This window comes from Variovorax sp. P4_B11 (genome assembly GCF_056402355.1).
Genome location: NZ_JBFUHO010000002.1, coordinates 221,430 through 246,784, shown reverse-complemented (window position 1 = coordinate 246,784; position 25,355 = coordinate 221,430). Strand labels below are relative to the sequence as shown.

The window sequence follows — 25,355 nt, the reverse complement described above, 5'->3', positions numbered from 1 at the left end:
CTTCGCCGGGCCGCTGGTGTTGCCCCCGGCAGGGGGTGGGCGCCCGACACGAAGTGCGGGCAACCTGGGGGCGAGTCATGACTGCGGCGCTTCGCGGAACTCGACGTAGGCGCGGGCGCGCACTTCCTGGGCCCAGGTGTCGGTGGCCTGTTCGACCCTCTTCTGGCGCATCACGGCGCGCACGGCCTCGCGCTGCTCGGCCTGGCTCAGCTTGGCTTCGCGCCGGCCCTGGACCTGGATCAGGTGGACCCCGAAACGCGTGACCACCGGGTCGCTGGTCTCTCCGGGCGCCAGGCGGTTCACCACTTCCTCGAACTCTGGCACGAACATGCCCGGCCGCGACCAGCCCAGGTCGCCGCCTTGCTTGGCGCTGCCGTCCTGGGAATTGTCGCGTGCCAGGCCGGCGAAGTCGGCCGTGCCGGCCTGCAGCCGCTTCTTGAACTCGGCCAGCTGTGCGACCGCCTCGGCCGTGCTGCGCTTCGGATCGTTGCGCAGCAGGATGTGGCGCACCTGAGTCTGCGTGACGACCGCATCGCTGGCGCCGGGTTGCGACTTCGACAGCAGCTTGAGCACATGGAAGCCGGCGCTGGAGCGGATCGGCCCGGCAATGCCGCCGACCGGCGTCGACTGCGTGGTCTCGACGAAGATCCCCGGATAGCGGTCTGCGCTGCGCATGCCCAGGGCACCGCCGCTGGCGCGGTCAGGCGCATCGGAGTTCTCCTGCACCAGCTTGGTGAAGTCCTCGCCGGCGCGGGCGCGCTGCGCCAGGGCCTGGGCGCGCTGCTGCAGCTTGGCCACGTCGGCCTCGCTGGCGTTTTCGGGCACCTGGACGATCAGCTGGGCGATGTTGATGTTCGGCGGGAAAGCGGCGTTGACGCCGGCGCGCTGTTCCTTGATGAACTGGTCGACTTCGATATCGCTGATCTTGACCTTGGCTTCGATTTCGCGATCGCGCAGGCGCGTCAGGATCAGCTGGTCACGCAGGTCGCGGCGGAACTGGTCCTTCGAGAGGCCCTGGGCCGCCACGCGGCGGTACAGTTCGTCCACGCTGATCTGGTTCTGCCGGGCGACGGTCTGCTCGGCCTGGTCGACCGCGAGATCGTCGACCTTGACGCCGTATTCCTTGCCCATCTGGAGCTGCGCCCGCTCGTTGATGAGCCGATCGAGCACCAGCCTCGCCAGATCGGCCCGGGGAAGGCGTTCGGCGTCGGGATTCTCTCGCAGCACTTGTTCCATGCGGGACTGCACCTCGGTGTTGGTCACCGGCTCTGAGTTGACCAGCGCGACGATGTATTCGGCCGAGCGCCGGGTGGCGAGCGCCGGCGGGCGCGGTTGGCTCGGCATCGGAGCCGGCCCGACGCGCGGGCCGCTGCGCATGATGTCGGTGATGCCCTGGGCGCCGGCTGCGGCGGTCAGCGCCGCGAGGCAGGCCAGGGTGAGGATGGATCGGATGGGTTTCATGGCGAAGCTCGATCTCAGTCGTAATTGGTGAAGCGGCTCGGGCCGAGGCTCGGTTGGCGAAGCGGGGTGTAGCGCTGGATGTTCTGCGTCAGTGTTCGTCTCGGGCTCGAGCCGACGCTGGCGAACCCGACCAGCTCGAGCTGGAACATGATTCGCGTGTTGACTGTGACTTGGCCGGTGGTAACGCGTTCCACCACCACGCGCCCGATCCAGCAACAACCGTCGTATTCGAAGCCGAGCACGCCGTCGGTTAGTTTGCTGGACTCCAGACTGTAGTTCAAACGGCCTACCGCGTACCAGCGCCCGCCGCCTTGACCCCTTCCGGCACTCAGGTCCTGGCCCTTGTCGCCCCAGAGGTCGTTGATCGGCCACTGCCAGCTGACATCGAGCGACCGGTTGCCGTCATTCGAGGTCGGGGTGGTGTCGGCCTGATAGCGGTAGGCGGCACTCACCGTGCGGTAGGGCCCGGGGTTGTAGCGCGCGCTGAGTGCGGTGCGGGCCGAGTTTTGCGTGTCGGGGTTGTACTGGACGGTGCCGTCCACGCTCCATTTCGGCGTCCAGTTGATCTGGGCGCCCAGCAGCAGGTTGCTGACCCGGTCGGTGACCGGCAAGGCGCCCGGCATGGTGACCAGCTGGTCCGCGAAGCGCAGCTGCTGGGCGACGCCGAAGCGCGCGGCCTCGGCGCCGGTGTCGGGGTCGATCAGCCGGGTGGTCGCGCCGAGCGTCAGCAGGTTGCTGTCGGAGATGCGGTCATCGCCCGAAAAGGCGTTTTCGGTGTAGACGGTGGCGAAGTTGAAGTCGTTCTGCGCCGTGTCGTAGACCGGCAGGTAGTTCTGGTTCCGGAAGGGCGTGTAGACATAGAAGGCGCGCGGCTCCAGCGTCTGGCGGAAGGCGCGGCCGAAGTAGTTGGCGTCGCGCTCGAAGATCAGGCCGCTGTCCAGGCTGAAGGTCGGCACCACGCGGTCCGCCGAGGTCGCGCCGTTGGTCAGCAGCGGCGCATCGAACTGGTAGGCGGTCGCGTTCAGCATCACCTTCGGAACCACGAAGGTCCCCGGTGTCAGGAAGGGCCGGCTCAGCGAGGCCATCGAGAAGACCCGCTCGCCGTTGGGCTGGCCCTGCACGAGCGGATTCTTGGCCTCGAAGCGCGTGTAGTCGTTGTTGAGCGAGAAGTCGAAGCCGTTCCAGTCGTACTTGTTGTAGTTCGCCGTGATCTGCGGCATCCGGTCGTAGGGCGGCACGATCGGTGCCGGCGCGTACTGCAAGGTCTGGTAGCTCAGCGCGCGCGCGGTGCCGCTCCAGTCGCCCTTCATCCAGTTGAGCGAACCGTCGTTGGCCAGCAGGCGCTGCGTCAGCGAGGGCGTCCGGGTGAAGTCGCGCCAGTAGTCGTTGTCGCTCACGCGGTTGATGTTGAGCGTGCCGACCAGCGAGTCGAGCCCGAAGTACCGGGAGTCGAACGTCTGGGCGTGATGGGTCCAGATGCCCCAGCGGTCGCGGTCGCGCAGCCGGTCGTATGGCATGTAGTCGGCCCGGATCTCGCCGCTGTACTTCTCTTCCAGGTAGCGGAACTCGGTGCCCAGGTTGATGCCGCGCTTGCTCATCAGCGTCGGATACAGCGTGGCGTCGCGGTTGGGCGCGATGTTCCAGTAGTACGGCGTCGTGATGTCGAGGCCGTTGACATTGTCGAGGCCGATGACCGGCGGCAGCATGCCGGTCTTGCGGTCGTCGCTGAGCGGGAAGCTCAGCGACGGGAAGGGCGGCGTGCTGACACCCATGAAGGTCAGCCGCGCGTTGGTCGCGACACCGACGTTCTCCTCGGTGTCGGTGGTCAGGGTGGCGGCGCTCAGCAGCCAGGCCGGCATCCAGCCCGGGTAGTCCTCGGGCCGGCAGGTGGTGTAGGTGGCCATGCGCGCCACCGAGACGTTGCTGTCGACGAAATCGATGCGCTTGGCGTCGCCCCGGCCGCCGGTGGCGAGGAATCGGTAGCGGACGTTGTTGAAGAAGCCCTCGAAAGTCTCGAGCTTGAGCTCGAGTTCGGGCCCCTCGTACACGTTGCCGGCCTGGTTGATGCGGACATTGCCGGTGGCGCGGGCGCGGTCGTCCGGCTGGTAGTACTCGAGCCGGTCGGCCCTGAGCGACAGATCACCGCGGCGCAGGGTCGCGTTGCCTTCGACCACGGTCTCGAGGTCGGGCCGGCCGGAGATCCGGTCGCCATCCACAAAGGTCGGCAGCTGGCTGCGCGAGGTCGGCGGGATGGTTTCCACGAGTTGCGGCGTGCGCTTGAGCACGAGCGGCGCGCCCAGGTCCGCGTCCTGTGCCCACGCGCCCTGCGCATGCAGCAGCGCCAGCGACAGCAGCGCCAGGGGCAAGGGCGGGCGGCACCGGCGCCAGGCGGCTCGGTTCAAGTCAAGCATCGGTACGGGACAGATTTCGGTCTGTGGGAGGGGGAAGATGGCGCCGTGGGCCATCGGGTTGCGAAGCTCCGCGCCAGGCGGATTTGTAGAATCGATTATCCATGACAGCCTCCCAGCCCCCGTCCGGCGCCGCCGCCCCCTCTCCCGAAGCACCGGCCTGGGGCGACCCGGCCCGCGCCAGGTCGTTCCAGCATTGGATGGAGCGGGTTTCCGAACGCCATCATCTGCGGCCCGAGAGCGTGCGCATGGCCTCGGCCGATGCCAGCTTCCGGCGCTATTTCCGCGTCGATGCCAGCGCCGGCGCCCCGACCCGGATCATCATGGACGCGCCGCCTGCGCAGGAAAACAGCGCGCCCTTCGTGCAGGTCGCCAAGCTGATGGCCGAAGCCGGCGTGAGCGCGCCGCAGGTGCTCGAGTGGGAGCCCTCCGAGGGCTTCCTGCTGCTCGACGACCTGGGCCGGCAGACCATGCTGGACGTCATCGACCCGGCGAAGCCGCAGGCGGCACGGCCTTTGTACGACCATGCGGTCGATGCCCTGGTCCGCTGGCAGCTGGCGTCCAGGCCCGGTGTCCTGCCGCCCTACGACCGCGCACTGCTGGAACGCGAGCTGGCGCTGTTCCCCGACTGGTACATCGCGCGGCATCGCGGCATGGCGGTCGAAGGGCGGCTCAAGGAACGGCTCGAACGAAGTTTCAAGGCCATCGTCGAGAACAATCTCGCAGCCGCGCCGGTCTACGTGCACCGCGATTTCATGCCGCGAAACCTGATGGTCGGCGATGGCGATGCGCTCGGCGTGCTGGACTTCCAGGATGCGGTCTATGGGCCCGTCACCTACGACATCGCGAGCCTGATGCGCGACGCCTTCCTGAGCTGGGACGAAGAGTTCGTGCTCGACGTCACGGTGCGCTACTGGGAGCGGGCCCGCAAGGCCGGCCTGCCGGTCGACGATGACTTCGGCGCCTTCTATCGGGCGGTCGAATGGATGGGTCTGCAGCGCCATCTGAAGGTGGCGGGCATCTTCGCCCGGCTGACGCTGCGCGACGGCAAGCCGAAGTACCTGGCCGACACGCCGCGCTTCATCGCCTACATCCGGGCCACCGCCGCTCGCTATAGCGAACTGACGCCGCTGCTGCGGGTCGTCGACGAGGTCGAAGGCACGCAGGCATTGAGCGGCTTCGCCTACGGACGCGTGTGACAGCGCGTTTCCACTGCGCGGTTGCGCTCGCCGCCGACGGCCCCCTGGTGCTGCCGGCCGGCGCGGCGCGCCACGTGCAGGTGCTGCGGATGCAGCCCGGCGATGCACTGACGCTGTTCGACGGCCTGGGCGGCGAGTACGCGGCCACGGTCGAGCACATGGGCCGCAGCGAGGTCGCGGTGCAGGTCGGCGCCCACACGGCGGTCGAACGCGAGGCGCCGCGTGCCGTCCACCTGGCGGTCGGCATGCCGGCCAACGAGCGCATGGACTGGCTGGTCGAGAAGGCCACGGAGCTCGGCGTGGCCAGCATCCAGCCCCTGATGACCGCCCACGGCGTGCTGAGGCTCAACGCCGAGCGGGCAGAGAAGAAGCGGACCCACTGGGAAGCGATCGCGATCGCGGCCTGCGAGCAATGCGGACGCAACCGCGTGCCGCGGATCCATCCGGTGCTGGCCCTCGCTCCCTGGCTGGCGTCGCGGCAGGGAGACGCCGAGCGTTTCGTGCTGAGCCTGGCGCCCGGCACCCGACGGGTGGCCGACGTCCTCGGCGCCGTGCAAGGCGCGGGCCCCGATGCCTGGGTGCTGAGCGGTCCCGAGGGCGGCCTCAGCGCAGCCGAGGAGCAGGCTGCGATCGCGCAGGGTTTTGCGCCGCTGACGCTCGGTCCGCGCGTGCTGCGGGCCGAGACGGCCGCGCTGGCGGCACTGGCCTGGCTGGCCGGCGGCTGATTCATGCGCGCTCGCCACCTGGGCCGCCGGAGCGCGGCGCCACTGCTCCTCGCCGCATTCGCCGCCGGCCTCGCCCATGCCCAGAACGCCGCGGTGGCGCCCACGCCCACCCATGTGCGACCGGCGGTCGACCAGGCCTACACGCAACTGCTCGCTGCGCCCTCGATGCGCAAATTGCTCGATGCGGTGGAGGCCGATCACGCGCGGTCGGTCGAGGACCTGCGCATGCTGACTGAGATCGAGGCGCCGCCATTCAAGGAGCAGAAGCGCGCGGAGGCCTTCCTGGCCCGCATGAAGGCGCTGGGCCTGTCCCATGCCAGGATCGACGCCGAAGGCAATGTGATCGGACTGCGCAAGGGCAGCGGCAACGGCCCGAGGCTCCTGGTCTCGGCGCATCTCGACACCGTCTTTCCGGCCGGCACCGACGTTCGCGTGAAGGAACGCGACGGCCGGCTCTACGCACCGGGCATCTCGGACGACACGCGCGGACTGTCGGTGCTGCTGTCCTGGCTCAAGGTTCTGAACGACCAGCAGGTGCAAACCGTGGGCGACCTGCTGTTCGTCGGCAACGTCGGCGAGGAGGAACTGGGCAACCTGCGTGGCATGAAGGCCATCTTCCGCGACCACCCCGACATCGACGGCATGGTCGGGTTGGAGCCGGCGCCCGACGGCACGGTGCTGGTGCTCGGTACCGCCAGTCATCGCTACGAAGTGAACTTCAAGGGGCCCGGCGGCCACAGCTACGGCGCCTTCGGCAAGGTACCGAGCGCGATCCACGGCATGGGCCGCGCGATTGCCCGGATCGCCGACATCGAGACGCCGGCATCGCCGCGCACCACCTTCACGATCGGCACCGTCGGCGGCGGCACCTCGGTCAACACCATCGCCCCGGATGCGCGCATGACGGTCGATATCCGTTCCGACGAGATGGGCGCACTGCTGGAGACCGAGAAGAAGGTGCTGGCCGCGATCGACGAGGCCGTGGCGGCGGAGAACAAGCGCTGGAACGTCTCGACGCTGGTCGCCACCACGAAACTGATCGGCGACCGGCCCGGCGGGCGCACGGTGGCCGATTCGGTGATCGTCGAGGCGGCGGTGCGCTCCAACGCCGCCTTCGGTCACAGGACCCTGCTGAGCGGCGCCAGCACCGATGCGAACGTGCCGATGTCGCTCGGCATTCCGGCCATCATCATCGGCAGCGGTGGCCAGACCGGCGGCTTTCATGCACTGTCCGAATGGATCGACGTGACAGACGCCTGGCAGGGCGCGCAGAATGCCCTGCTGACGGTGCTCGGGCTGGTTGGCGTGCAGGGCGTGAGCGAACCCCTGCTCGCCAGGCGGGCGCCGCACGCCAGATAGCGGCCATTCCTTCCCCTTCACACATGTCAGGAACCCATCATGGGATTGCTCGATTCGGTACTCGGTCAAGTGCTCGGCGGCGCGCAGCAGCAGCCCCAAGGCGGCGGCCTGGGTGAACTCGGTGCGCTTTTCGGCGGCGCGGGCGGCTCGGCGGGCGATCTCGGCGGCCTGGCCGGCGCGCTCGGCGGCCTGCTCGCCAACAACGGCGAAGTCGGTGGTCTCGGTGGGTTGGTCTCCAAGTTCGAGCAGGCCGGGATGGGCGATGTCATTGGCTCCTGGGTCGGCAAGGGCGAGAACGCGCCGATTTCCGGTGGTCAGCTGCAGGAGGTACTGGGAAGCGATGCCATCGCGGGCATCGCGCAGAAGCTCGGCATCAACAGCGCGACGCTGCTGCCGATGCTGGCCGCGCTGTTGCCGACGCTCATCGATCACCTCACGCCCAAGGGCCAGGTGCCGGCCGAAGGGCTGGGCACGCAGGACGATCTGCTGTCTTCGCTGAGCGGGCTGCTGCAAAAGAGCTAGGAGCCCCACGCTCCTCACTGCGTGTGTCGCTGCCCCCCGAGGGGAAGTCAGCAGGCCGCCCGTCAGCGCGAAAGCGCGGACTTCGCCGCGCGGGCGGCCCGGCGCCGGCCTGGCGGCGAAGCCGTCCTGCCGCCGTGATAGAACGGGCGTCCCTTTCAGCCTCCAGCCCAATGAACCGCAATCTCTGGCTGCTCGCCATCTGCCAAGGCCTGTTCCTCACGAACAACGTCACCTTCATCGCCATCAACGGCCTGGTCGGGTTCTCGCTGGCGCCGCGCGGCTGGATGGCGACCTTGCCAGTGATGGGCTATGTGGTCGGCGGCGCGCTCGCCACCGGCCTCGTGGCGCGCACCCAGCAGCGCTTCGGCCGGCGGCGCTCGTTCCAGATCGGGATCGCCGTGGCGCTCGTCTCTGCGCTGCTGTGCGCCCAGGCCGCGCTCTGGCAGAACTTCTGGCTGCTCTGCGCGGCCACCGTGGTGGCAGGCTACTACAACGCCAACGCCAGCCTCTATCGTTTCGCCGCCGCCGAACTCGCGGCGCCCGAATGGCGCGAAAAAGCCGTCTCGCTGGTGATGGCTGGCGGACTGCTCGGCGCGGTGGCCGGCCCGAACCTCGCCGCCGCGACGCGCAACTGGTTCGCCGTGCCTTTCGCCGGTGCCTATCTGACGCTGGCGGCGGTCGCGCTGCTGTCGTTGGCGATGATGCAGTTCATCGATTTTCCGGCGCCACCGGCCCGATCGGCAGCCAAGGGCGGGCGCACCCTGGGCGAGATCGCGCGCCAGCCGATGTTCATCGTCGCTGCGGTCTCGGGCGCTCTCGGCTTCGGCGTGATGAACCTGCTGATGGCGGCGACGCCGATCGCGATGCAGGTTTGCAGCCTGCCCTTCGAGGACATCGCCCTGGTGCTCGAGTGGCACGTGATCGGCATGTTCGCACCGGGCTTCTTCACCGGTCACCTGATCCGCCGGATCGGCGTGCTGCCGGTGATGGGCATGGGCCTGGCGCTCAACCTGGGCTGCATCATGGTCGCGCTGTCGGGCGTGGACCTGCACCAGTTCCTGCTCGCGCTGTTCATGCTTGGCGTCGGCTGGAACTTCCTCTTCACCGGCAGCACCACGCTCTCGCTCGCGGCCTACACACCCGAGGAGCGGGACCGCGCCCAGGGCGCCCTCAACTTCTGCGTCTTCGCGACGCTGGCGCTGAGCTCTTTCGCATCGGGCGTGCTGGTCACGACACAGGGCTGGCGGCTGCTCAACCTCGGCTCGCTGGTGCCGGTGCTGCTGACCGGCGCCGCGCTGCTGTGGCTCGTGCGACGTCAGCGCGCCGCGGCCGCGGCTGCAGCGGCTTAAGGCCTGTTCGCGCGCCTTGATGGGCCCGTCCTGGCAGGCCTTCGCGACCCCGGAAATAGGGTGCACAGGCCCTAAGCGCCGGGGAAGCGGGCGTCGAGCCAGTGGCGCAGCGTCCCGAACACCGGCTCGACGTCGCGCTCGTTGAAGATCTCGTGGTAGAGCGTCGGGAAGCAGATGGTGCTGACGACCGAAGCTGGCGCGGCGTCGGCGAAGGCCCGGCTGCCGGCCGGCTTCACCAGCCGATCGTCACCTGCATAGATCAGCAAGGTCGGCACCTGCCAGGCCGGCGCCGCCGCCTGCACCGCGGTGCCTTCGTTGGCCAGGAAGCCTGCCAGGCGGGCGCCGATGCGGTCGTGGCACAGCGGGTCGGCGCGGTAGGCCTCGGCCACGGCCCGCTCGTGCGAGAGGAAGTCGACGTCGAGCCCGTTGCCTACGCGCAGCTTCGGTGCCAGGCGCGACAGCGTGGCGACCAGCAGCTTCTGGAAGCCGCCGAGCCCGGCATCGAGCGCCGGTGACGACAGCACCAGCGCGTCGACCTCCCGCACCCCGCGTGCCACGGCGCTGGCCGCCACCAGCCCGCCCAGGCTGTGGCCCAACAGCACCAGCGGCAATCCGGGAAAGGCCCGACGCGTGTCGTCAACCACCAGCGCCAGGTCGTCGACCAGTCGGGCCGGGGTCGGCAGGCCGCCCCGTGCGCCGCTCGATGCGCCGTGGCCATGGTGGTCGGCGGCGCGCGCCGCGAATCCCCAGCCGTTGAGACGCGCAGCGACCGTGGCATAGCGTCCGGCGTGCTCCCCCAGACCGTGCACCAGCAGCACGACGGCCCGGGCCGGGCCGGTCTCGATCGGCCAGTCGCGCAGCGCCAGCGTTTCGCCGTCGGGTGTATGCAGCGTCGTCAAACGGCGGCGGCGCGGGCGACCGGCAGCGCGGCGATGACTTCGGCCACCGCCGCCGTCAGCTTCTTCGCGTAGGGCACGTGCAGGAACTCGTTCGGTCCGTGTGCGTTGCTCTTCGGGCCCAGCACACCGCAGACCATCATTTGCGCCTTCGGGAATCCCTGGCTCAGCATGTTCATGAGCGGGATGGTGCCGCCCTGCCCGATGTAGCCGCAATCGGCGCCGAAATGGGCTTGCGAGGCGGCGTTCAGCGCGCGTTCGAACCACGAAGCGGTGTCGGGCGCATTCCAGCCGGTGGCGCCGCCGCCGCTCTCGAAGGTCACCCTGGCCTGGTAGGGCGCGTTGTCCTCCAGCAGCTGCTTGAGCTGCTGCACCGCCTGGTCGGCATCGACCAGCGGGGGCAGCCGCAGCGAGAGCTTGAAGGCGGTGTAGGGGCGCAGCACGTTGCCGGCGTCCTTCAGGGCCGGGAAGCCTTCGGCGCCGGTGACCGACAGCGTCGGCTTCCAGGTGCGGTTGAGCAGGGCCTCGAGCGGATCGGTGGTGGTCGGCAGCGCGAAGGTGGTCGAGCCGCCGCAGTCGTAGTGGGCCCAAGGAAAACGCTTGTAGACCTCCTCGCCGAGGATGGCCGCCGTGGCGCGGGCCTGCGCCAGCCGTTCGGCCGGTACTTCGCAGTGGAAGCTCTCCGGCAGCAGGCGGCCGGTCTTGCTGTCCTCGAGGCGGTCGAGCACCTGTCGCATGATGCGAAAGCTCGACGGCACCAGGCCGGAGGCGTCGCCGGAGTGGATGCCCTCGGTCAGGATCTCGACCTTCAGCGTGCCGCTGGCCATGCCGCGTAGCGAGTTCGTGAGCCACAGCTGGTCGTAGTTGCCGGCGCCCGAGTCGAGGCAGATGACCAGCGAGACCTCGCCCAGGCGCGGCCGCAGCGCATCGACATACGGCAGCAGGTCGTAGGAGCCGGATTCTTCGCAGGTCTCTATCAGGCCGACGATCCGCGGATGGGCCGCGCCCTGCGCCTTGAGCGCCTGCAACGCTGCAATGCTGGCATACACCGCGTAGCCGTCGTCGGCGCCGCCGCGGCCGTAGAGCAGGCCGTTCTCGTACTTCGGCGTCCAGGGGCCCAGGTCGTTGCGCCAGCCGGTGAATTCGGGCTGCTTGTCGAGATGGCCGTACATCAGCACGGTCTCCGTCATGCCGGTCCCGGTGGCGGGCACTTCGAAGAACAGCACCGGCGTACGGCCTTCGAGGCGCACGATCTCGAGCTTCAGGCCCTCGACCTTCTGCGCCTCGACCCAGCTGGCGGCGTTGCGCAGCACGGTGTCGAGATAGCCGTTCTGCGACCAGTCCTTGTCGAAGCCCGGCGACTTGGCGGGGATGGCGATGTAGTCGGTGAGCTGTCCGACGATGTCCTGGTCCCATTGAGCGGAGACGTCGGACAGCACGCGGCCGGCGTCGAGCAGGCCGGCGGGCATTTCACGGTGGAGGGGGGCGTTCATATCGGGGGCTCCGCGGAGTGGGGAAACGATGTTAGTGCCTCTTGGCGCTTCCTGCGCGAAACGCCGCCATCCGGCCCGGGGATGCGATAAAAAGGCGAGCTTCACGACACCGACCGAAGGGAAGCCATGACAGCGCGCACCCCAGGAGAAGCTGCTTCCACGAAACTGCGCATCCGCGTCGGCGTGGGTGGCTGGACCTACGAGCCCTGGCGGGACAACTTCTACCCCGCCAAACTCCCCCATGCCCAGGAGCTGAGCTATGCGAGCCGGCAACTCACGGCGATCGAGGTCAACGGCACCTACTACAGCACCATGAAGCCGGCCAGCTTCAGGAAATGGAGCGACGAGACGCCCGGTGGCTTCGTGTTCGCGCTCAAGGCCTCGCGCTTCGCCACCAACCGCAAGCTGCTCGCGACCGCCGGCGAATCGATTGCGCGCTTCGTCGACAGCGGCATCGAGGAGCTCGGCCCCAAGCTGGGCCCGATCGTCTGGCAGTTCATGCCGACCAAGGCCTTCGATCCGGAGGACTTCGCGGGCTTCCTCGCGCTGTTGCCGGCGAAGGCGGGTAGCCTCGCGCTGCGCCACGTGATGGACGTGCGGCACGAGAGCTTCAAGTCGCCGGCGTACCTGGCACTCGCCCGCCAGCACAAGGTGGCGACCGTGTTCACCGATTCCGGCAAGTTCCCGTCCTTCGCCGACCTGACCGGCGACTTCGCGTATGCGCGGCTCATGAACAGCGAGGCGACGCGCGAGACCGGCTACGCGCCCGAGGCGCTCGACGCCTGGGCCGAGAACGCACGCACCTGGGCCGCGGGCAAGACGCCGGCCGCGCTGCCGCATGTCGAGCAGGACGGCCCGTCGAAGGCCGGCAAGGCGCGTGATGTCTTCGTCTTCTTCATCAACGGCGCCAAGGAAAGAGCACCCGCGGCTGCAAGTGCCTTGATCGAGCGGCTGGCCTGATCAGGCCTCCCTCGCATGATTAAAGCCCGCCGCAAGGCAGGCTTTCCTTGATGGAACACCGCGGAACCGGCAACGCCCGGCCGCTGGTGTTGCCCCCGGCAGGGGTGGGCGGCTACACGCAGTGAGCCAACCTGGGGGGGCGAGCGATGGTCAGGCTGCGGCTTGCAGGGCGGCCGCCGGCTTGGCGGCGCTGCTCGACGGCGCGGATGCGCCGAAGCTGATCTCGCCGGACAGCTGGCCGCCTTCCTCGACGACGATCTTGCCGTAGCGGATCTTGCCGGTGACTTTGCCGGTCGAATGAATGACGAGCTTCTCGCGCACCGTCAGGTTGCCCTCGAACAGGCCGCGAATCTCGGCGATGTCGATTTCGGCCGAGCCCTTGAAGGCACCTTGTTCGGCAATCTGCATGACGCGCGAATCCATCGTCGCTTCCACCAGGCCTTCGACCACCAGCGTGTCGCAGTCCGTGATCTCGACGCCCTTGAGCTTGATGTTGGGACCGACGGTCAGCTTGCTGCCGCCTTCCTTGGCAACGCTCGCCGCGGCGTTGGCGGCCTGGGTGCTGAGCGTCGACGGGTTGACGGGCGTACCCGACAGATTGGTGCTCGAACCCATCAGCGGCGCGGGACGGGAGGTGAGATTTTCGGCTTCGCGATCACGTTTGCCGAAGAAGGGGGACTGTGTGGCCAATGGGTAGCTCCTCAAAAGGTCTATCGTAAGAAGCACATTTCGCCTCGCGGCACTTCATTGCGCAAGAGGCGTAACCGAATAAATCCAGATGCGACAAGATTTGCGAACTTTTGCTCTCTTCTTGGTGCGCGTTCCGCCCCACAGGCTCAGGCTTGCAGCCAGGCGACGCGGCCTTGCGCAGCATCGCCCACGCGCGCAATGAAGTCGTCCGCCACCGGCTCGGGCAGGCTGAAGTCGAAATGCACCATGCTTTCGTGGCGCACGCCGTCGAGTGCGGCACCGACCGCTGCGATCTCGCGCCGCAGCAGTCCCTCGAGCGCATAGGGCACCGCGCAGTGCAGCACGCGCTGGCGCACCAGCGGCAGCAGCGGGGCATCGATCAGCGTCTGCGCGATGCTGTCGGTGTAGGCCCGCACGAGGCCGCCGGCCCCCAGCTTGACGCCGCCGAAATAGCGCACCACCGTCGCCAGCACGCCGTCGAGATCGTGGTGCCGCAGCACTTCGAGCATCGGCCGGCCGGCGGTGCCGCCAGGCTCGCCATCGTCGTTGGCCGCCGATTGGCCACCCGCCATCAGTGCCCAGCAGACATGCGCTGCCGCCGGGTGTTCGCGGCGCAACGCGTCGACCACCGCCTGTGCCCCGGCGCGGTCGGCGACCGGCTGGACACAGCCGATGAAGCGGCTCTTCTTGATGATGAGTTCGCTGTGGCGCGCGGCTGCGAGCGTGAATGGCATGGCCTCGGACCTGGGGCGAGCGTCAACTGCGTTCGAACTTGAAGACAGCGGTGCTGGCGCGCGCGTTCGGCAGCCAGCGCACTTCGCGTCCGTCCTGCAGGCCGAAGGCGTCGAGCACGCGGAGGCGATTCTTGTGTGCCAGCGCCTCGAAATCCTTGAAGGTTCCGACGCGGATATTGGGCGTGTCGTACCACTGGTAGGGCAGGCGGCGCGTGACCGGCATGCGGCCGCGCGCGATGCTGATGCGGTTCGGCCAATGGGCAAAGTTGGGAAAGGCGACGATGCCGATGCGGCCCACGCGCGCGGTCTCGCGCAGCATCACCTCGGCGTTGCGCAGGTGCTGCAGCGTGTCGATCTGGAGCACCACGTCGAAGGAGGCGTCGTCGAACATCGCCAGCCCCTCGTCGAGGTTGAGCTGGATCACGTCGACGCCGCGCCGCACGCACTGCAGCACGTTGCCGTCGGCGATCTCGACGCCGTAGCCGCTGCAGCCCCGCTCGCGTTGCAGCAGGTCGAGCAGCGCGCCGTCGCCGCAGCCGAGGTCGAGCACGCGCGCGCCTTGGGGCACCAGGCGGGCGATCAGGTTCTGCGTGTGGCTGTCGCTCATGGGAGAACCTTCGTGCTTCGCACTGCGGTGCCTTCGAAACTGGCGGCGATGCGCTCGAAGTAGGAGCGGACCACGCTCATGTAGCGCACATCGTCGAGCAGGAAGGCGTCATGGCCGTGCGGCGCGTCGATCTCGACGTAGCTCACGTTGCGACGGTTGTCGAGCAGGGCCTTCACGATCTCGCGGCTGCGTGAGGGCGAGAAGCGCCAGTCGGTGCTGAAGCTCACCAGCAGGAACTTGGCGCTGGCCTGGGCCAGTGCCGCGCGGAGGTCGCCGCCGAAGTCGCGGGCCGGATCGAAATAGTCGAGCGCGCGCGTGATCAACAGGTAGGTATTGGCATCGAAGTACTCGCTGAACTTGTCGCCGTTGTAGCGCAGGTAGCTTTCGATCTGGAACTCGACCTCCTGTGTCGAATAGAGGAACTCGGTGTTCGCGGCGCTGCCCTCGACGGCGCTGCGCAGGGCGCGGCCGAACTTCTCGTTCATCACGTCGTCGCTCTGGTAGGTGATGTGGCCGATCATGCGGGCGATGCGCAGGCCGCGCCGCGGGATCACGCCATGGGCGTAGAAATGGCCGCCATGGAAGTCGGGATCGGTGACGATGGCGCGCCGCGCCACTTCGTTGAAGGCGATGTTCTGCGCCGTCAGGCTCGGCGCGCTGGCGACCACCACCGCATGCTGCACGCGGTTCGGATACTGCAGCGTCCACGACAGCGCCTGCATGCCGCCCAGGCTGCCGCCCATCACGGCCGCGAGGCGCTCGATGCCGAGCGCGTCGAGCAACGCGGCCTGCGCCGCGACCCAATCCTCGACCGTCACGACCGGGAAGTCCGCACCGTAGGCGCGCCCGGTCTCGGGGTTGTCGTGCATCGGGCCGGTGGAGCCGAAACAGGAGCCGAGGTTGTTGATGCCGATGACGAAGAAGCGGTCGGTGTCGACCGGCTTGCCGGGACCGATCATGTTGTCCCACCAGCCTTCCGACTTCGGCTGGTCGGCATAGACGCCGGCGACGTGATGGGACGCGTTGAGCGCGTGGCACACGAGCACCGCGTTGCTGCGGTCGGCGTTGAGCCGGCCGTAGGTTTCGTAGGCCAGCGTGTAGTGGCTGATCGATGCGCCGCTGCGAAGTGCCAGCGGGCCCTCGAACTGCATCGATTGCGGAATGACGACGAAGGACATGAATGAAAAAGACCCGGCCTCGCCAAAAACGAGCCGGGTCCCGGCATCCGTCTTTAGCTGCATTTGTAGAGCGCCCGCAAGCTGGAGCAAATCGGCGCGTGGAAGAAGTATATGCCGCTCAACCCCAGCCGATCAACGCGACGACGCCCAGCACCAGGAAGATGGCGGCGGAGATGCCGTGCACGAGCTTGATCGGCACGCGCTTGACGATGCGCTCGCCCAGCCAGACCACCGGCGCGTTGGCGAGCATCATGCCCAGCGTGGTTCCCATGACGACCCACACGTAGGCATCGACGTAGCGCGCCGCGAGCATCACGGTGGCGATCTGCGTCTTGTCGCCCATCTCGGCGAGGAAGAAGGCCAGCACGGTGGTCCCGAACACGCCGTAGTGCGAGGACTTGGGAACGTCGCCGTCGTCGATCTTGTCCGGGATCAGCATCCAAAGCGCCATCGCGATGAAGGAGCCGCCGAGGATCCACCGAAGAATGTCGGGGCCGAGAACATGGGTGACCCAGTTGCCGACCGCGCCGGCCAGTGCGTGGTTCAGGATCGTCGCGGCAAGGATGCCGGCCACGATCGGCCACGGCTTGCGGAATCGCGCCGCCAGGATGAGGGCGAGAAGCTGGGTCTTGTCACCCATCTCGGCGAGCGCGACCACGCCGGTTGCGACGAAGAAAGCTTCCATGGGAAAAGGGACTCCTACGGCCGAAAGACGCAATTGACCGCGCAACACCTTCGGCCGAATCCCGAAGTTGCGCGGTCAAAGGTCTCGCCAGGCGGCTGCTGTTTGCGCCATGTGCTGCACGGGTGCAGTACAAGTCTGTTGACGCAAACCCTTCTCGCGATGGAAGGCGGCTACTCCCCAATGACCGGGCGATTGTAGCGTGTCCGGGAGCCCATATGTAAGCAAGTACTGACTCCAGAATAAATTCGCCCAGCCATCGACTGGGTGCAAATTCCTACTTGCATTTCATCCGTTTCACCCATAATGCACGAGCCTCCCTCCAAAATTCGGGGGGCGAATCGGTGATCGGTCAGTTTCGCGCAACCCGGCGGATGTTTCGCCGGATTGCTGCTCTCGGGACTCCATCGCTTTTCTTGATGTGTTTATAGGAGTCCCTTGATGGGCAACAAACTGTACGTCGGTAACCTGCCTTACTCGGTGCGCGACGGTGATCTCGAGCAAGCCTTCGGCCAATTCGGCGCCGTGACGAGCGCCAAAGTCATGATGGAACGCGATACCGGTCGTTCCAAGGGCTTCGGTTTCGTCGAAATGGGCAGCGATGCGGAGGCACAAGCAGCCATCAATGGCATGAACGGCCAACCCCTCGGTGGCCGCAGCGTGGTCGTCAACGAAGCCCGTCCGATGGAAGCCCGTCCGCCGCGCAGCGGCGGTGGTGGCTACGGCGGCGGCGGTTATGGTGGCGGCGGTGGCGGCTATGGCGGTGGTGGTGGCGGTTATGGCGGCGGCGGTGGCGGTCGCAGCGGCGGTGGCGGCTACGGCGGCGGTGGTGGTGGCCGCAGCGGCGGTGGCGGCGGCGACGGCGGCTTCCGCAGTCCCTACGGCGCCGGCCCCCGTGGCGGCGGTGGTGGCCGCGGCGGCTACGGCGGCGGCAACGGCGGCAACAGCGGCTATTGATCGCGCCGAACGCGAAACGCCATCAAGAAGGCTCCCGAGGGGGCCTTTTTTCATGGACGCAACGGATCCGGGTTCCGGCCGGCGCAGCCAGGCCCGTTGGTGAAACACCGCGGAACCGGCAACGCCCGGCCGCCGGTGTTGCCCCCGGTAGGGGGGTGGGCGGCTACAAGCAGTGAGCCAACCTGGGGGCGAGCTATTCCTCCCGCCGCTTGCGGCCGCGGCCTTGGAAGATTCGATCGAACAGCGGATTCGGCAGCCAGCGCATCAGCTTGGCGACCACCCCCATCTGCCACGGAATCACGCGGTAGCTGGTGCCGGCCCGGATCGCGCGGAAGGCGCGATCGGCAAACGCGTCCGGCTGCAGCAGGAAGGGCATGCCGTAGCGGTTGCCCTGCGTCAGCGCAGTGTCCACATAGCCGGGACACAGCGTGACGACCTTGACGCCGCTGGCCCGCATTTCGCCGCGCAGGCTTTCGCAGTAGGCCACCACGCCCGCCTTGCTGGCGCAGTAGGCGCCGTGGCCGGGCAGGCCGCGGATGGCGGCGACGCTGCCGATCCCCACCAGGCGGCCGCTGCCGCGCGCCGCCATGGCGGCGACGAAGGGATGAAAGGTCGCCGCCAGGCCGAGGTTGTTGGTCGCGAAGATGCGCGCCATCACATCGAGGTCGCCGCGTTCGGCGGTGTCCATGCCGATGCTGATGCCGGCGTTGGCGATGACCACGTCGGGCAGGCCTTGTTGTTCGATACAGGCGTCGCCTGCCGCAACGATGCTGTCGAGCTTGGCCACGTCGGCGCCGTAGATCCGCCAGCGGGCCGGGTCCAGTTGCCGGGCGACTGTCCAGGCCTCGACCTCGGCCGTGCGCCGCGCCACCAGCGCCAGGTCGTAGCCGGCGTCGTAGAAGCGCGCGGCCAGCGCCTGTCCGATGCCGCTCGAGGCCCCGGTGACGAAGAGCAGCGGATGTCTCATGCGATCAGGGTTTCGGGCCGGGAGCCGCAGGCATCAGCAAGCCGCGCACGCGGCCATTGAGGTTGGCGACCCCGCTGAGGTTGTCGTAGTCCATGGCGTCGGCCGTGAACCGGTCGCCGTCGCGGATCAGCGTGACCGGCCGGTCCGACTTCACCCGCTCGGTATCGAGGAAGGCATGCAGGAACTCGCCGCGGAACTCGAGCCGCGGCAGCGGCGCGCCCTTGCTCGACTTGGCGGCGTCGCGGATCACGACCGCATTGCCGAACAGCTGGATCTCGCTGCCGTCGCCATTCGACAGGCCGCGATCGGCGGAGCCATGCGTGACCAGTCCCTCAACCGAGATGGAGCGCCAGCGCACCTGGTCGACCTCGAGCGTGTCGGTGTCCGGATAGTGTCGGCCCTCCTTGCCGAAGACCTCGGTGCGGAGGTCGCCGTTGGGCTGGAAGTTCTTCATCGAGAAGTCGCGCATGAAGTAGTCGGGCTCGTGCGTCGGCGCTTCCTTGGGCAAGGGCGCCAGCATTTCCGGGGCGTTGCGCACCAACCAGTAGGTGCCCAGCGCGAGCACCGCAGTCAGGATGATCGGCAGGTAGATCGTCAGTCGGTCGAAGGCATCGCGCAGGACGCGCCAGGCGGACCTCATTCGGCCAGGCCCCGCGCCTGGTCCAGCAGCCGACGGTAGTGCCCGCCGGCGGTCAGCAGCAGGTCGCAGAATTCGCGCGCCGCACCCTCGCCGCCACGGGCGGCGGTGACGTGGTGCGCGATGGCACGCACTTCGACGTGGGCGTTGGCCGGCGCCGCCGCGAAGGCGACGCGCGACAGCACCGGCAGGTCGGGCCAGTCGTCGCCGATCGCGGCCGCCTGCGACCAGTCGAATCCCAGTTGCGCCAGCATCGCCTCGGCGGCCGGCAGCTTGTCCTCGGTGCCATAGCGCACGTGGGCGATGCCCAGCGCCTCGAGCCGCACGCGCAGGGGCTTCGAGTCGCGGCCAGTGATCACGGCCGGCGTGATGCCGGCCGTGCGCAGCAGCTTGAGGCCGTAGCCGTCGAGGATGCTGAAGCGCTTGAGCGTCTCGCCGTGCTCGGTGAAGTAGACGCCGCCATCGGTCAGCACGCCGTCGATGTCGAAGAAGGCGATGCGGATGTCCTGGGCGGCCAGCAGTGTCTCGGGCCTGAATTCAATGCCCATCAGATGACCTTCGCGCGCATCAGGTCGTTGATGCTGAGCGCGCCGATGAGGAGGCCGGCCGCATCGACCACCAGCACGCTGGTGATGCGATGCTGTTCCATGAGATCGGCCGCTTCGGCGGCCAGCGCGTCCGCACGCAGCGTGCGCGGGCCGGCATGCATCACGTCGGCGGCCCGCAGGGCACGCAGGTCGGCGCCGGTCTCCACCTTGCGGCGCAGGTCGCCATCCGTGAAGATGCCGATCGCGCGGCCGTCGGGGCCGACCACGGCGGTGGCACCGAGCCCCTTGGAACTCATCTCGCGCATGATCTCACTCAGGCTGGCGTCGGGGCCGACGCGCGGCACTTCATCGCCCGAGCGCATGACATCGCTGACGTGGGTCAGCAGCTTGCGGCCCAGCGCGCCACCGGGGTGCGAACGGGCGAAATCCTCCGTGCCGAAACCGCGGGCATCGAGCAGCGCCACCGCGAGCGCGTCGCCCATCGCCATCTGTGCGGTGGTGCTGGCGGTCGGCGCGAGGTTCAGCGGACAGGCCTCCTTCTCGACGCCGCTGTCGAGGACGATGTCGGCATGGCGTGCGAGCGTCGAGTCGATGCGACCGGTCAGCGCGATCAGCGGCACGCCCTGGCGCTTGACCACCGGCAGGATGGTGGTGAGTTCCTCGACCTCGCCGCTGTTGGAGATCGCCAGTACGAGGTCGACCGCCTTGATCATGCCGAGGTCACCATGGCTGGCCTCGGCCGGGTGCACGAACATCGCGGGCGTGCCGGTCGAGGCGAGGGTGGCCGCGATCTTGCGGCCGACATGGCCGCTCTTGCCCATGCCCATCACGACCACGCGGCCGCGAACGTCGAGGATCTTCTGCACTGCGGCGGGAAAGGCGGGACCCAGGCGGTCCTTGAGGCCGAGCACCGCCGCCGCCTCGATGTCGAAGGTCGTGCGGGCGCGCGCCAGCAGCGCGTCGGGATCGATCGTGGGGATCACGGGAGGGCGGGAGCTCATCGGCGGATTTTATCGGTCGGCCGGGCCATGGCCAGAGAGAGGACGAATTCGCGGCCGGAGCCGGCAAGCGTGTTGCTAGCATGCGGTCATGTCCTCGCTCGATCTCACGCTGATGTACTTGCTTGCTGCGGTGATCGGCGTGGTGATATGCCGGTCGCTGCGGCTGCCGCCGATGCTCGGCTACCTGACGGCCGGCGTCCTGATCGGGCCGCACGCGCTGGCCCTGGCGCAGAACTCGGAAGGCATCCGCCACCTGGGCGAATTCGGCGTCGTCTTCCTGATGTTCGTGATCGGGCTCGAGTTCAGCCTGCCCAAGCTGCGCGCGATGCGCCGGCATGTCTTCGGCCTCGGACTGCTGCAGGTGATGCTGACCATCGCCATGGCCACCGGCGGCGCCTTGCTGATCTCGACCTGGCTGCCGCCGGCCTGGCGGCTCGACTGGCAGGCTGCGCTGGTGTTCTCGGGTGCGCTCACGATGAGCAGCACGGCGATCGTGGTCAAGCTGATGGCGGAGCGCCTCGAACTCGACAGCGAGCACGGCAAGCGCGTGGTGGGCGTGCTGCTGTTCCAGGATCTTGCGGTGGTGCCGCTGCTGGTGCTGATCCCGGCGCTCGGCGCCCCACCGGAGACCTTGCTGAAGGCCCTCGGTTTCGCGCTGCTGAAGGCCGGCTTCCTGATCGCGCTGCTGCTCTACGGCGGTCCGCGCGTGATGCGCTGGTGGCTCACGCTGGTGGCGCGCCGGCGCAGCGAGGAGCTCTTCATGCTCAACCTGCTGCTGATCACGCTCGGCCTCGCCTGGCTGACCGAGTTGGCCGGCCTGAGCCTGGCGCTGGGCGCCTTCGTGGCCGGCATGCTGGTGTCCGAGACTGAATTCAAGCACCAGGTCGAGACCGACATCCGGCCCTTCCACGACGTGCTGCTCGGGCTCTTCTTCATCACCATCGGGATGTCGCTCGACTGGCACGTGATGGTCGATCACTGGGTGCTGGTCGGCGTGCTGCTGCTGCTGCCGCTGGCCTTCAAGCTGGTGATGGTGACGCTGCTGGCGCGCGTGCTCGGCGCGACCAGCGGAGTGGCGCTGCGCACCGGCCTCTACCTGGCGCAGGCCGGCGAATTCGGTTTCGTGCTGCTGGCCCTGGCCCAGGGCCAGGACCTGCTGCCGGCCTGGCTGGCCAATCCGGTGCTGGCCTCGATGGTGCTGTCGATGCTGTCGACGCCCTTCATCATCATGTACAGCGACCGCATCGTGCGAAAGCTGGTGGCCAGCGACTGGCTGCAGCAATCGCTGCAGATGACCACGATCGCCCGCAAGACCATCAACACGGCACGCCACGTGATCATCTGCGGCTACGGGCGCTGCGGCCAGAACCTGGCGCGGATGCTGGAGCGTGAAGGCATTCCCTACCTGGCGCTGGACCTCGACCCGGACCGCGTGCGCCAAGCCGCCGCGGCCGGCGATTCGGTGGTGTTCGGCGACGCATCGCGGCTGCAGGCGCTGATGGCCGCAGGGCTGGCGCGCGCCAGCGCCCTGGTCGTGACTTATCAGGACGTGCCCGGCGCGCTCAAGGTGCTGGCCAACGCCCGCGCGCACGCGCCGCAGGTGCCGGTGATCGTGCGCACGCAGGACGACCGCGACCTCGAGAAGCTGCAGGCGGCCGGCGCGACCGAGGTGGTGCCGGAGGCGATCGAGGGCTCGCTGATGCTGGCCAGCCATGCGCTGGCGCTGGTCGGCGTGCCGATGCGGCGCGTGATCCGGGTCGTGCAGGACCAGCGCGATGCCCGCTACAACCTGCTGCGCGGCTACTTCCACGGTGCCGACGACGACAACGCCGACGAGATCGACCACGAGCGGCTCAACAGCTTCACGCTGACGGCCGGCGCGCGCGCGATCGGCCAACCGCTGGCCGGTCTGGCGCTGGCGGGGCTGAACGTCCGGGTTGCCAGCCTGCGACGGCGCGACGGCAAGGCGGCCGACGCCGACGACGACACCGTGCTGGCCGATGGCGACACCCTGGTGCTGTCGGGCAAGCCCGGCGCCCTGGCGATGGCCATCGACAAGCTGCAGAAGGGCTGAGCGCGAGGCGCCGTGTTCAGCTCGGCAAGCTCGGGTTGCGCTTTTCTTCCTCGATCTGCTGCTGGCGGCGGACCGTTTCGCACTGGGCATGGGCCCTCAGTTCGGGCTTGGCGCACTGCACGGCCAGGCATTGGGCGCGGGCGATGAAATTGAGGCCGGCACACTGCGCCTGCGGACTCGGCGGAGCGGCCGGGGGCGGAGCCGGCCGTTCAGGGGCCGGTGCGGGCGATGCCGCCACGGGCGGGGGTGGCGTCGCTGGCGCTGGCGGCTTGCGGGGTTTTGGCGTGCCCGGCTTCACCAGGGCGGCAGGTGGCGACGGCGCTGGTGTCGGTGTCGGTGTCGGTGCCGGTGCCGGTGCCGGTGCTGGTGCTGGTGCCGGCGGCTCGGCGGGCAGGCTCGCCACCGGAGGAGACACCGCGGGCTCTGCGGGCTCGGGAGGCGGCGGCAGGGGCGCTGCGGATTCGAGGGCTGCGGGTACCTGGGTCGATGCCTCGGGAACGGCCGGCGGCACCGTCGCAGAAGGTGCTGGCGATGGAAGCACCTCGCGGGGACCCGGCGGGCCGGGTGACAAGAACCAGCCCGCGGCAGCGGCCAGCCCGCCGGCGACCAGCAGACCGATCACGGCCGTGCGCAAGGGGTTCGGGCTCGGCGGTGGCGGCACGGCCTTTCGCGGCGCGATCTTCGCGACGACGGGCGCGTCAACGCGGGCGGGAGCCGCTGCGGGCTTGGTGGACCGTCGCCGCGGACTCGCTGCGGCGGGCCGCGGAAGGTCCGAATCCATCGGCATCCGCTGCGTGGCGGCCCATGCTTCGCTGGCGCCGGAAGCGGCAGCCGACGGCGCCGGACTCGGCGGGACCAGCCTCCTGCCGCATCCCTTGCAGAACTTGGCGCCGTCTCGGTTGTCGGTGCGGCAATCCGCGCATGCCTGCGTCATCGTCAGGCGTCAGGTCACGGCCACCCGCTTGGGCTTGTTCACCATCCGCTTGGCGATGACCGCACCGAGACCCAGCGTGAGTTCCAGGGCCAGATTGGGTTGCCGGTTCGACATCTCCGCGAAGCGGATGGCCGTCAGTCGCCAGACGCGGGCAGCGCCGGTGGCGATCACATTGGCCGAACGCGGCGCGCGCGAGAAGAAGGAACCCTCCCCCACCACCGAGCCCGGATTCAGGATCGCCAGCTGCATCTGGCCCTTGTCGCCGATCAGGTGCACGCTGAGCGCGCCGCTCTCGATGAAGAAGACCGTGCGGTCGGTGGTGCCCTGGTCGATCAGCACCTGCCCGGCGGAAATGTCGAAAGGCTGCAGATAACCGGCCACCGTCTCCCACTGCTGCGCAGTGAGCGCCGCGGCGAAGGCGTCGTAGCTGGTGTTCTGCGCAATGGCGCGGCAAAGATTCTGAATGCTGGATGACATCGTGCTGACCCTGCTGTGCGTGTGCAGTATCCGCGAAAGCCTAAATTTGCGGTGACATATGTCACACAAAGTCACACTTCGAACTACTTGCCGATGCAAAAACGGGAAAAGATCACACCCAGCAGATCGTCGGCTCCGAACTCGCCGGTGATCTCGTTCAGCGCGTTCTGCGCCAGCCGCAATTCCTCGGCCAGCAAATCCAGGAATTGTGCGTGGGCCGCCAGGTGGGTGGATGCCAGCGCAATGTGTTCCTCGACCCGCGACAACGCCTGCACATGGCGCGCCCGCGCCAGGTAGACGCCTTCAGGCACCGCCTGCCATCCGGCCACTTCCAGCAATTCGCGCCGCAGGGTCTCGATGCCGGCGCCGGTGCGGGCGGACAGGCGGACGCCGGTGTCGGGCAATACTGCAGCCGGCGGCGCGGCATCGAGCTTGCTCCAGACATCGATCACCGGCACGCTGGCCGGCAGCCGGGTGGCCAGCAAGCCCGCGATGTCGGCATCGGCCCGGGCGTAGGCCGGCGCTGCGCTGCGCGTCAGGTCGTGCAGGAACAGCACGGCGTCGGCGCCTTCGATCTGACCCCAGGCGCGGGCGATGCCGATCTGCTCGACCTCGTCGGCGCTGTCGCGCAGGCCGGCGGTGTCGACCACGTGCAGCGGCACACCCTGGATCTGGATGGTCTGCGAGACGACATCGCGGGTGGTCCCCGCGATGGCGCTGACGATCGCCAGTTCGGCCCCGGCCAGCGCATTGAGCAGCGAACTCTTGCCGGCGTTCGGCTGTCCCGCGATCACGACCTTGATGCCCTCGCGCAGCAGGGCGCCCTGGCGGGCCCGCTGCTGCACCGTGGCCAGCTGGGCCTGCAGCGAAGCCAACTGGCCCGCGGCATCCGCTTCCTGCAGGAAGTCGATTTCCTCGTCCGGGAAGTCGAGCGTCGCCTCGACCAGCATCCGCAGCCGCACCAGCGCTTCGAGCAGGATGTGGATCTCGTCGGAGAAGGCACCCGACAGCGAACGGCTGGCGCTGCGCGCCGCGGCCTCGGTGCTGGCGTCGATCAAGTCGGCAATGGCCTCGGCCTGTGCCAGGTCGATCTTGCCGTTGAGGAAGGCGCGCTGGCTGAACTCGCCGGGCTCGGCCACCCGCAAGCCCGGGAGGCGGGGCCGGCCGGTCGCCGGATCGGCTTCGGCGGCGGCCGCGAGGCAACGTGCCAGCAGCAGCTGCAGCACCACCGTGCCCCCGTGGGCCTGGAGTTCGAACACGTCTTCGCCGGTGAAGGAGTTCGGGGCCGGGAAAAACAGCGCCAGCCCGCGGTCGATCGGCGAGCCATCGGCGTCCTGGAAGGGCAGATAGCTCGCTTCGCGCGGCTTCAGCGCGCGTCCGCACAGGCTGCGGACGAGCGGCGCCAGGTCGCGGCCGGAAACGCGCACGATCCCGACCGAACCGCGGCCGGAGGCCGTGGCGATGGCGACGATCGGATCGGCGGTGCGCGAGAGCATG

23 protein-coding genes and 1 riboswitch are annotated in these 25,355 nt (G+C 68.6%); of the genes, 8 read left to right on the top strand and 15 right to left on the bottom strand.

The features are described 5' to 3' along the window. Positions 1–75 precede the first annotated feature (75 nt). A complete protein-coding gene (locus AC1DYD_RS03355; RefSeq protein ID WP_478171324.1) occupies positions 76–1,461 on the bottom strand; it encodes a peptidylprolyl isomerase in 1,386 nt (461 codons plus the stop codon). A gap of 14 nt (positions 1,462–1,475) precedes the next feature. Further along, positions 1,476–3,872: an LPS-assembly protein LptD gene (locus tag AC1DYD_RS03350; RefSeq protein ID WP_478171323.1), complete on the bottom strand. Its 2,397-nt coding sequence runs from the start codon at positions 3,870–3,872 to the stop codon at positions 1,476–1,478. 101 nt (positions 3,873–3,973) lie between these two features. Between AC1DYD_RS03350 and AC1DYD_RS03345 the strand changes: the two genes are divergently transcribed. The 5 genes from AC1DYD_RS03345 (at position 3,974) to AC1DYD_RS03325 (ending at position 9,023) form a co-directional block, all read left to right on the top strand. Further along, positions 3,974–5,068 (top strand): aminoglycoside phosphotransferase family protein, encoded by a 1,095-nt coding sequence (locus tag AC1DYD_RS03345; RefSeq protein ID WP_478171322.1) that lies wholly within the window; start codon positions 3,974–3,976, stop codon positions 5,066–5,068. Further along, positions 5,065–5,793 (top strand): 16S rRNA (uracil(1498)-N(3))-methyltransferase, encoded by a 729-nt coding sequence (locus tag AC1DYD_RS03340; RefSeq protein WP_478171321.1) that lies wholly within the window; start codon positions 5,065–5,067, stop codon positions 5,791–5,793. The genes AC1DYD_RS03345 and AC1DYD_RS03340 overlap by 4 nt, the downstream gene beginning before the upstream one ends. 3 nt (positions 5,794–5,796) lie before the next feature. Next, entirely contained in the window at positions 5,797–7,152 is a 1,356-nt protein-coding gene (locus tag AC1DYD_RS03335) for a M20/M25/M40 family metallo-hydrolase (RefSeq protein ID WP_478171320.1), read from the top strand. 39 nt (positions 7,153–7,191) lie between these two features. Then, positions 7,192–7,674 carry a YidB family protein gene (locus AC1DYD_RS03330; protein WP_478171319.1) on the top strand — a complete coding sequence of 161 codons (483 nt, stop codon included), beginning with the start codon at positions 7,192–7,194 and terminating at the stop codon, positions 7,672–7,674. Positions 7,675–7,844: 170 nt separating this feature from the next. After that, positions 7,845–9,023: an MFS transporter gene (locus tag AC1DYD_RS03325; protein WP_478171318.1), complete on the top strand. Its 1,179-nt coding sequence runs from the start codon at positions 7,845–7,847 to the stop codon at positions 9,021–9,023. 71 nt (positions 9,024–9,094) lie between these two features. Here AC1DYD_RS03325 and AC1DYD_RS03320 read toward each other — a convergent pair whose 3' ends face one another. Next, positions 9,095–9,922 (bottom strand): lysophospholipase, encoded by an 828-nt coding sequence (locus AC1DYD_RS03320; protein WP_478171317.1) that lies wholly within the window; start codon positions 9,920–9,922, stop codon positions 9,095–9,097. Beyond that, entirely contained in the window at positions 9,919–11,412 is a 1,494-nt protein-coding gene (locus AC1DYD_RS03315; RefSeq protein WP_478171316.1) for a M20 family metallopeptidase, read from the bottom strand. The genes AC1DYD_RS03320 and AC1DYD_RS03315 overlap by 4 nt, the downstream gene beginning before the upstream one ends. Positions 11,413–11,538: 126 nt before the next feature. Here AC1DYD_RS03315 and AC1DYD_RS03310 point away from each other — a divergent pair, with 126 nt between their 5' ends. Further along, positions 11,539–12,372 (top strand): DUF72 domain-containing protein, encoded by an 834-nt coding sequence (locus tag AC1DYD_RS03310; protein WP_478171315.1) that lies wholly within the window; start codon positions 11,539–11,541, stop codon positions 12,370–12,372. Positions 12,373–12,522: 150 nt separating this feature from the next. On the opposite strand, the gene AC1DYD_RS03305 is transcribed toward AC1DYD_RS03310, so the two are convergent. From AC1DYD_RS03305 to AC1DYD_RS03285, 5 genes are all read right to left on the bottom strand, one after another. Further along, entirely contained in the window at positions 12,523–13,062 is a 540-nt protein-coding gene (locus tag AC1DYD_RS03305) for a bactofilin family protein (protein WP_478171314.1), read from the bottom strand. 146 nt (positions 13,063–13,208) lie between these two features. Next, positions 13,209–13,796 (bottom strand): IMPACT family protein, encoded by a 588-nt coding sequence (locus tag AC1DYD_RS03300; protein ID WP_478171313.1) that lies wholly within the window; start codon positions 13,794–13,796, stop codon positions 13,209–13,211. A 22-nt stretch (positions 13,797–13,818) separates the two neighbouring features. Continuing rightward, entirely contained in the window at positions 13,819–14,403 is a 585-nt protein-coding gene (gene metW, locus AC1DYD_RS03295) for a methionine biosynthesis protein MetW (RefSeq protein ID WP_478171312.1), read from the bottom strand. Next, the gene (gene metX, locus AC1DYD_RS03290; RefSeq protein WP_478171311.1) at positions 14,400–15,581 is read right to left on the bottom strand and encodes a homoserine O-succinyltransferase MetX; all 1,182 of its coding nucleotides are present in this window, start codon (positions 15,579–15,581) and stop codon (positions 14,400–14,402) included. Before metX ends, metW begins: the two co-directional genes overlap by 4 nt. Positions 15,582–15,699: 118 nt before the next feature. Beyond that, positions 15,700–16,266, bottom strand: a complete 567-nt coding sequence (locus AC1DYD_RS03285; protein ID WP_478171310.1) for a TMEM165/GDT1 family protein — start codon at positions 16,264–16,266, stop codon at positions 15,700–15,702. 13 nt (positions 16,267–16,279) lie between these two features. Then, a riboswitch (yybP-ykoY riboswitch) is annotated at positions 16,280–16,457 on the bottom strand. Between the two features lie 247 nt (positions 16,458–16,704). Here AC1DYD_RS03285 and AC1DYD_RS03280 point away from each other — a divergent pair. After that, entirely contained in the window at positions 16,705–17,220 is a 516-nt protein-coding gene (locus AC1DYD_RS03280) for an RNA recognition motif domain-containing protein (RefSeq protein WP_478171309.1), read from the top strand. Positions 17,221–17,413: 193 nt separating this feature from the next. On the opposite strand, the gene AC1DYD_RS03275 is transcribed toward AC1DYD_RS03280, so the two are convergent. The 4 genes from AC1DYD_RS03275 to AC1DYD_RS03260 are packed head-to-tail and all read right to left on the bottom strand — an operon-like array spanning position 17,414 to position 20,373. Next, entirely contained in the window at positions 17,414–18,187 is a 774-nt protein-coding gene (locus AC1DYD_RS03275) for an SDR family oxidoreductase (RefSeq protein WP_478171308.1), read from the bottom strand. 4 nt (positions 18,188–18,191) lie between these two features. Beyond that, a complete protein-coding gene (gene lptC / locus AC1DYD_RS03270; RefSeq protein ID WP_478171307.1) occupies positions 18,192–18,827 on the bottom strand; it encodes an LPS export ABC transporter periplasmic protein LptC in 636 nt (211 codons plus the stop codon). After that, entirely contained in the window at positions 18,824–19,372 is a 549-nt protein-coding gene (locus AC1DYD_RS03265; protein WP_478171306.1) for a KdsC family phosphatase, read from the bottom strand. The genes lptC and AC1DYD_RS03265 overlap by 4 nt, the downstream gene beginning before the upstream one ends. Then, a complete protein-coding gene (locus AC1DYD_RS03260; RefSeq protein WP_478171305.1) occupies positions 19,372–20,373 on the bottom strand; it encodes a KpsF/GutQ family sugar-phosphate isomerase in 1,002 nt (333 codons plus the stop codon). Before AC1DYD_RS03260 ends, AC1DYD_RS03265 begins: the two co-directional genes overlap by 1 nt. 88 nt (positions 20,374–20,461) lie before the next feature. On the opposite strand from AC1DYD_RS03260, the gene AC1DYD_RS03255 reads away from it, so the two are divergent. Further along, positions 20,462–22,447 (top strand): cation:proton antiporter, encoded by a 1,986-nt coding sequence (locus tag AC1DYD_RS03255; protein WP_478171304.1) that lies wholly within the window; start codon positions 20,462–20,464, stop codon positions 22,445–22,447. 943 nt (positions 22,448–23,390) lie between these two features. Here the strand turns inward: AC1DYD_RS03255 and AC1DYD_RS03250 are convergent. Both AC1DYD_RS03250 and mnmE read right to left on the bottom strand, forming a co-directional pair. Further along, positions 23,391–23,858, bottom strand: coding sequence for a cyclic nucleotide-binding domain-containing protein (locus AC1DYD_RS03250; RefSeq protein ID WP_478171303.1), 468 nt, complete (start codon positions 23,856–23,858; stop codon positions 23,391–23,393). 83 nt (positions 23,859–23,941) lie between these two features. Further along, positions 23,942–25,354: a tRNA uridine-5-carboxymethylaminomethyl(34) synthesis GTPase MnmE gene (gene mnmE, locus AC1DYD_RS03245; RefSeq protein WP_478171302.1), complete on the bottom strand. Its 1,413-nt coding sequence runs from the start codon at positions 25,352–25,354 to the stop codon at positions 23,942–23,944. Position 25,355 lies beyond the last annotated feature (1 nt).

Bases quoted from the DNA above. Each gene is read 5' to 3' on its own strand.
- AC1DYD_RS03355 (WP_478171324.1), bottom strand. From the start codon at position 1,461: ATGAAACCCATCCGATCCATCCTCACCCTGGCCTGCCTCGCGGCGCTG.
- AC1DYD_RS03285 (WP_478171310.1), bottom strand. From the start codon at position 16,266: ATGGAAGCTTTCTTCGTCGCAACCGGCGTGGTCGCGCTCGCCGAGATG.
- AC1DYD_RS03310 (WP_478171315.1), top strand. From the start codon at position 11,539: ATGACAGCGCGCACCCCAGGAGAAGCTGCTTCCACGAAACTGCGCATC.
- metX (WP_478171311.1), bottom strand. From the start codon at position 15,581: ATGTCCTTCGTCGTCATTCCGCAATCGATGCAGTTCGAGGGCCCGCTG.
- AC1DYD_RS03350 (WP_478171323.1), bottom strand. From the start codon at position 3,872: ATGCTTGACTTGAACCGAGCCGCCTGGCGCCGGTGCCGCCCGCCCTTG.
- AC1DYD_RS03335 (WP_478171320.1), top strand. From the start codon at position 5,797: ATGCGCGCTCGCCACCTGGGCCGCCGGAGCGCGGCGCCACTGCTCCTC.
- AC1DYD_RS03250 (WP_478171303.1), bottom strand. From the start codon at position 23,858: ATGTCATCCAGCATTCAGAATCTTTGCCGCGCCATTGCGCAGAACACC.
- AC1DYD_RS03255 (WP_478171304.1), top strand. From the start codon at position 20,462: ATGTCCTCGCTCGATCTCACGCTGATGTACTTGCTTGCTGCGGTGATC.
- AC1DYD_RS03325 (WP_478171318.1), top strand. From the start codon at position 7,845: ATGAACCGCAATCTCTGGCTGCTCGCCATCTGCCAAGGCCTGTTCCTC.
- AC1DYD_RS03345 (WP_478171322.1), top strand. From the start codon at position 3,974: ATGACAGCCTCCCAGCCCCCGTCCGGCGCCGCCGCCCCCTCTCCCGAA.
- AC1DYD_RS03315 (WP_478171316.1), bottom strand. From the start codon at position 11,412: ATGAACGCCCCCCTCCACCGTGAAATGCCCGCCGGCCTGCTCGACGCC.
- mnmE (WP_478171302.1), bottom strand. From the start codon at position 25,354: ATGCTCTCGCGCACCGCCGATCCGATCGTCGCCATCGCCACGGCCTCC.
- lptC (WP_478171307.1), bottom strand. From the start codon at position 18,827: ATGAGGTCCGCCTGGCGCGTCCTGCGCGATGCCTTCGACCGACTGACG.
- metW (WP_478171312.1), bottom strand. From the start codon at position 14,403: ATGAGCGACAGCCACACGCAGAACCTGATCGCCCGCCTGGTGCCCCAA.
- AC1DYD_RS03260 (WP_478171305.1), bottom strand. From the start codon at position 20,373: ATGAGCTCCCGCCCTCCCGTGATCCCCACGATCGATCCCGACGCGCTG.
- AC1DYD_RS03300 (WP_478171313.1), bottom strand. From the start codon at position 13,796: ATGCCATTCACGCTCGCAGCCGCGCGCCACAGCGAACTCATCATCAAG.
- AC1DYD_RS03275 (WP_478171308.1), bottom strand. From the start codon at position 18,187: ATGAGACATCCGCTGCTCTTCGTCACCGGGGCCTCGAGCGGCATCGGA.
- AC1DYD_RS03265 (WP_478171306.1), bottom strand. From the start codon at position 19,372: ATGGGCATTGAATTCAGGCCCGAGACACTGCTGGCCGCCCAGGACATC.
- AC1DYD_RS03280 (WP_478171309.1), top strand. From the start codon at position 16,705: ATGGGCAACAAACTGTACGTCGGTAACCTGCCTTACTCGGTGCGCGAC.
- AC1DYD_RS03330 (WP_478171319.1), top strand. From the start codon at position 7,192: ATGGGATTGCTCGATTCGGTACTCGGTCAAGTGCTCGGCGGCGCGCAG.